This is a genomic window from Pseudomonas sp. UBA6276 (genome assembly GCF_002438365.1).
GTDB classification, from domain to species: domain Bacteria; phylum Pseudomonadota; class Gammaproteobacteria; order Pseudomonadales; family Pseudomonadaceae; genus Aquipseudomonas; species Aquipseudomonas coleopterorum.
In genome coordinates, this window is sequence record NZ_DJUS01000012.1 from 1 (window position 1) to 5,278 (window position 5,278).

5 protein-coding genes and 1 pseudogene are annotated in these 5,278 nt (G+C 62.5%); all 6 read right to left on the reverse strand.

Going from position 1 to position 5,278, the window contains the following annotated elements; genetic code table 11:
- Window positions 1-1,724, reverse strand: a 1,724-nt coding sequence (locus tag B2V21_RS02155) for a chemotaxis protein CheA (RefSeq protein ID WP_286915911.1), incomplete at its 3' end; no start/stop codon positions are given.
- Between the two features lie 58 nt (window positions 1,725-1,782).
- Window positions 1,783-2,571, reverse strand: a complete 789-nt coding sequence (locus B2V21_RS02160; RefSeq protein WP_049858781.1) for a protein phosphatase CheZ — start codon at window positions 2,569-2,571, stop codon at window positions 1,783-1,785.
- Window positions 2,572-2,590: 19 nt separating this feature from the next.
- Window positions 2,591-2,965: a chemotaxis response regulator CheY gene (locus B2V21_RS02165; protein ID WP_090362272.1), complete on the reverse strand. Its 375-nt coding sequence runs from the start codon at window positions 2,963-2,965 to the stop codon at window positions 2,591-2,593.
- A gap of 213 nt (window positions 2,966-3,178) precedes the next feature.
- Window positions 3,179-3,925: an RNA polymerase sigma factor FliA gene (gene fliA, locus B2V21_RS02170; protein WP_236690444.1), complete on the reverse strand. Its 747-nt coding sequence runs from the start codon at window positions 3,923-3,925 to the stop codon at window positions 3,179-3,181.
- On the reverse strand, window positions 3,919-4,752 hold the full coding sequence (gene fleN / locus B2V21_RS02175) for a flagellar synthesis regulator FleN (protein ID WP_043186074.1): 834 nt from the start codon (window positions 4,750-4,752) through the stop codon (window positions 3,919-3,921). The genes fliA and fleN overlap by 7 nt, the downstream gene beginning before the upstream one ends.
- A gap of 118 nt (window positions 4,753-4,870) precedes the next feature.
- Window positions 4,871-5,278: pseudogene (gene flhF / locus B2V21_RS02180) on the reverse strand (flagellar biosynthesis protein FlhF); the annotation flags it as partial.

A 5,278-nucleotide genomic window follows, 5' to 3' on the forward strand; every position in this document is an offset into this window, starting at 1 on the left:
ATCTTGGTCTTGACCACGTCCATGCCCACGCCGCGGCCCGACACGTCGGAGATTTCCGTCTTGGTGGAGAAACCCGGGGCGAAGATGAGGTTGTAGCAGTCCGATTCGCTCAGTCGGTCGGCTGCGTCACGGTCCATCAGGCCCTTTTCCACGGCCTTGGCGCGCAGAACGGCAGGGTCCATGCCCTTGCCGTCGTCGCTGATCGACAACAGGATGTGGTCACCCTCCTGCTCTGCCGACAATACCACCCGACCGCCGCGCGCCTTGCCACTGCGCTCACGCTCTTCGGGCGTTTCGATGCCGTGATCGACGGCGTTGCGCACCAAGTGCACCAGCGGGTCGGCCAGTGCCTCGACCAGGTTCTTGTCGAGGTCGGTTTCTTCACCGACCAGCTCCAGGTTGATTTCCTTCTTCAACTGCCGGGCCAGATCGCGGACCAGGCGCGGGAAGCGCCCGAAGACTTTCTTGATCGGCTGCATCCGCGTCTTCATGACGGCGGTTTGCAGGTCGGCCGTCACCACGTCGAGGTTGGACACCGCCTTGGACATGGCCTCGTCGCTGCTGTTGGCACCCAGGCGGACCAGGCGGTTACGCACCAGCACCAGTTCGCCGACCATGTTCATGATTTCGTCGAGGCGCGCGGTATCGACGCGCACGGTCGTTTCGGCTTCGGTGGCGACCGGTTTCTCGGCCACCGGCGCACGTGCCGGAGCGGCCTCGGCCTTGCGCGGGGCCGCAACCGGCGCCGCTACGGCAGAAGTCGGCTGAGCGTCGGGCAGGCTGGCAACATCGCTGAACTTGCCCTTGCCGTGCAGCTGGTCGAGCAATGACTCGAATTCGTCGTCGGTGATGTTATCGCTTACCGGAGCCGGGGCTTGCACCTGCGCAGGCGGTTGCGGCTTGACCGCATCGGCCGTGAACGCACCCTTTCCATGCAACTGGTCGAGCAGCGCCTCGAACTCGTCGTCGGTGATCTCGTCACCCGGCGCCGCTGCGGTGGTCGATGGTGTCACTGCTTCGGAGGCCCGCGCACCAGAGGGTCCTGAGGTAGCAGGTGCTGCGGTGGGGGGCGCCAGCGCGTCGACGGCGAACTGACCTTTTCCATGCAATTGATCGAGCAGCGACTCGAATTCGTCATCGGTGATTTCGTCGCTGATCGGACCATCGGGCACGCCCGCGGTCGGCGTGGCAGACTGCGCCTTGGCCGCACCCAAAGAATCAAGCAATTGTTCGAACTCGTCATCGGTGATGTCGTCGCTCGGCGCCGAGGCCAGTGCAGCCACCGGTGCCGCCACGGGCGGTGCAACCGCCACTGCGGGTGCTGCGACGGCCACTGCCGGCTCGGCCAGACGCGCGAGAGCATCGAGCAGCTGCGCACTGGCCGGCGTGACCGGGGCGCGCTCGCGCACTTCGGCGAACATGCCATTGACTGCGTCCAGGGCCTCGAGCACAACGTCCATGAGCTCAGAATCAACCCGGCGCTCACCCTTGCGCAAGATGTCGAAGACGTTTTCGGCGATATGGCAGCACTCCACCAGCTCGTTGAGCTGGAGGAAGCCGGCGCCGCCTTTTACAGTGTGAAAACCGCGAAAAATTGCGTTGAGCAAGTCGGCATCATCGGGACGGCTTTCCAGCTCGACCAGTTGTTCGGACAGTTGCTCGAGAATTTCGCCGGCCTCTACCAGGAAATCCTGAAGGATTTCTTCGTCGGCGCCGAAGCTCATGTGGATGCTCCCTGGAATACGTGATTAACGGTCAACACAGTCAGACGCAGGCGGTGGCCTAGAAGCCCAGACTGGACAGCAGATCGTCGACATCGTCCTGACCGGATACGACGTCTTCACGTTTATCGGCATGAATCTGCGGACCTTCACCCTTGGCAGGATGTTTTTCTTGATCTTTTTCGGCACGAAGCTTTTCGTGGTCGTGCTGGATGCCGGCGAAGCGGTCCACCTGGCTGGCCATCAGGACCAGTTTGAGCAGGTTGCTTTCCACTTCGGTGACCAACGCGGTGACGCGCTTGATGACCTGGCCGGTGAGGTCCTGGTAATCCTGTGCCAGCACGATGTCGTTGAGGTGGCTGGCCACTTCACGATTGCCCTGCTCGCTGCGGGTCAGGAATCCGTCCACCCGGCGGGCCAGTTCGCGGAACTCGTCGGCGGCCACTTCGCGGCGCATGAAGCGCTGCCAGTCGGCGCTCAAGGCGCTGGCCTCGGTGCTCAGGGTATTGAGCACCGGCGTGCTCTGCTCGACCAGGTCCATCGTCCGGTTGGCCGCGCTCTCGGTCAGGCGCACCACGTACGACAGGCGTTCGGTCGCGTCGGTGATCTGCGACACCTCTTCAGCCTGGGGGATGGTCGGATCGATCTGGAAACTGACGATGGCGCTGTGCAGCTCGCGGGTCAGCTTGCCGACTTCCTGATACAAACCGCGATCGCGGGTCTGGTTCAGTTCGTGAATCAATTGCACCGCTTCACCGAATCGGCCTTTTTCAAGGCTGTCGACCAGCTCGACGGCGTGTTTCTTCAGGGTCGACTCGAAGTCCCCCAACGTGCTTTGTTTGTGGTCCATTGCGCCCCCATTGCAGACTTCAGCTATTGACGCGCTCGAAAATCTTTTCGATTTTTTCTTTCAGCACTTGCGCAGTGAAAGGCTTGACCACATACCCGTTGACCCCGGCCTGGGCGGCTTCGATGATCTGCTCGCGCTTGGCCTCGGCAGTCACCATGAGCACCGGCAGGTGCTTGAGGCGGTCGTCGGCGCGCACCTGGCGCAGCAGATCGATGCCCGACATGCCCGGCATGTTCCAGTCGGTGACGAGGAAATCGAAGTTGCCGCTGTGCAACATCGGCAAGGCGGTGTTGCCGTCATCGGCCTCGGCGGTGTTGGTGAAGCCCAGGTCACGCAGCAGATTCTTGATGATGCGCCGCATCGTCGAAAAATCGTCGACGATGAGGATTTTCATGTTCTTGTCCAATTAGACCTCCAGCAGTCTTGAACACGCCCAGCCCCTGGGCGTGCATAACAATCGAATTCGCCTGAGCCACTTGTCGCTGCAGATCGCCTACACGCGCTACGCCTGCAGGCCTCTTCGCGGGCAGAGCCCGCTCCCACATAGGTCGAGACTGTGGGAGCGGGCTCTGCCCGCGAAAAAGCCCGCACCGATCTCGCCGTTCCTTCAGCGTGCCCGCCACTCTCCCAAGCGCCCGCGCAGTCGCGCTGCGCACTGGCTGTGCAACTGGCTGACGCGCGATTCGCTGACACCCAGCACCTCGCCGATTTCCTTGAGGTTCAGCTCTTCGTCGTAATACAGCGACAGCACCAGTTTCTCGCGCTCGGGCAGGTTGGCGATGGCCTCGGCCAGCGCGCCCTGGAAGCGCTCGTCCTCCAGATCCCGCGAGGGCTCCAGCGAACCGCTGGCGCCGTCTTCGTGCAGCCCCTCGTGTTCGCCGTCCTGCAGCAGGTCGTCGAAACTGAACAGGCGGCTGCCCAAGGTATCGTTCAGGATCCCGTAGTAATCATCCAGACTCAGATTGAGTTCGGCCGCAATCTCGTGATCTTTAGCGTCGCGACCGGTTTTTGACTCGATTCGGCGAATGGCATCACTGACCATACGGGTATTGCGGTGCACCGAACGCGGTGCCCAGTCACCCTTGCGCACCTCGTCGAGCATCGCACCGCGGATACGGATACCGGCATAGGTCTCGAAACTGGCCCCTTTGCTCGAATCGTACTTTGTCGAGACTTCCAGCAGACCGATCATGCCGGCCTGGATCAGGTCTTCGACCTGCACGCTGGCCGGCAGTCGCGCCAGCAGGTGATAGGCGATGCGCTTGACCAGCGGCGCATACTGCTCGATCAGCTGATGCTGCTGCGAGTCGCGCGACGCCTTGCTGTACATACGGTATCCGCTGGCGCTCATGATACGGGCCCTGCACTGGTTTGCTGCACCAGGCGTTCGACGAAGAACTCCAGGTGGCCGCGGGGATTGGCCGGCAACGGCCAGGTGTCTACCTTCTGCGCGATGGCCTTGAAGGCCAGCGAGCATTTGGAGCGGGGAAACGCCTCGTAGACAGCGCGCTGCTTCTGCACGGCCTTGCGCACGGACTCATCGTACGGCACGGCGCCGACGTACTGCAGGGCCACGTCGAGAAAACGGTCGGTCACCTTGGTCAGCTTGGCGAACAGGTTGCGGCCTTCTTGAGGGCTCTGTGCCATGTTGGCCAGAACGCGGAAGCGGTTCATGCCGTAGTCGCGGTTGAGCAGCTTGATCAAGGCGTAGGCATCGGTGATCGAGGTCGGCTCGTCGCACACCACCAGCAGCACTTCCTGGGCCGCGCGCACGAAACTCACCACGGAGTCGCCGATGCCGGCAGCGGTGTCGATGATCAGTACGTCAAGGTTGTCGCCCACGTCACTGAAAGCCTGGATCAAGCCTGCGTGCTGGGCCGGGGTCAGGTGCACCATGCTCTGGGTACCGGACGCGGCCGGCACCACGCGAATGCCGCCGGGCCCCTGCAACATCACGTCGCGCAATTCGCAGCGACCTTCGATCACATCGGCCAGGGTGCGCTTGGGGGTCAGGCCCAGCAGCACGTCGACGTTGGCCAGGCCGAGGTCGGCGTCCAGCAACATGACCCGACGGCCGAGTTCGGCCAATGCCAGGGACAAGTTCACTGACACATTTGTCTTGCCGACGCCGCCTTTGCCGCCGGTCACCGCGATCACCTGTACGGGATGCATGCTGCCCATGTTCGTTCTTTACCTTGTCTAGACCGAGGCCACACCAGTGGCTGCCAGTTCGATTGCTCGAGTATTTCCTGGCAACCCTACGATGCAGGAAGATTGTGCTTGCCTAACGTTCTTCACCTCAGCCAACTCGCTTGTCGGGGCTGTGGTAGAGACCCGCGAACATATCGGCCATGGCCTCTTCGCTGGGCTCTTCTTGCATCTGCACGCTCACCGCACGGCTGACCAACTGATGCCGGCGCGGCAGATGCAAGTCGTCGGGAATGCGCGGCCCATCGGTAAGATAGGCAATCGGCAGTTCCTGACTGATGGCCAGGCTCAGCACTTCGCCGAGACAGGCCGTTTCATCGAGTTTGGTCAGGATGCACCCGGCCAGACCGCAACGTTTGTAGCTATGGTAGGCCGCGGTCAGCACCTGCTTCTGGCTGGTAGTCGCCAGGACCAGGTAGTTGCGGGCGTTGATCCCGCGTCCGGCCAGGCTTTCGAGCTGCATGCGCAGGGCCGGATCGCTGGCCTGCAGGCCGGCGGT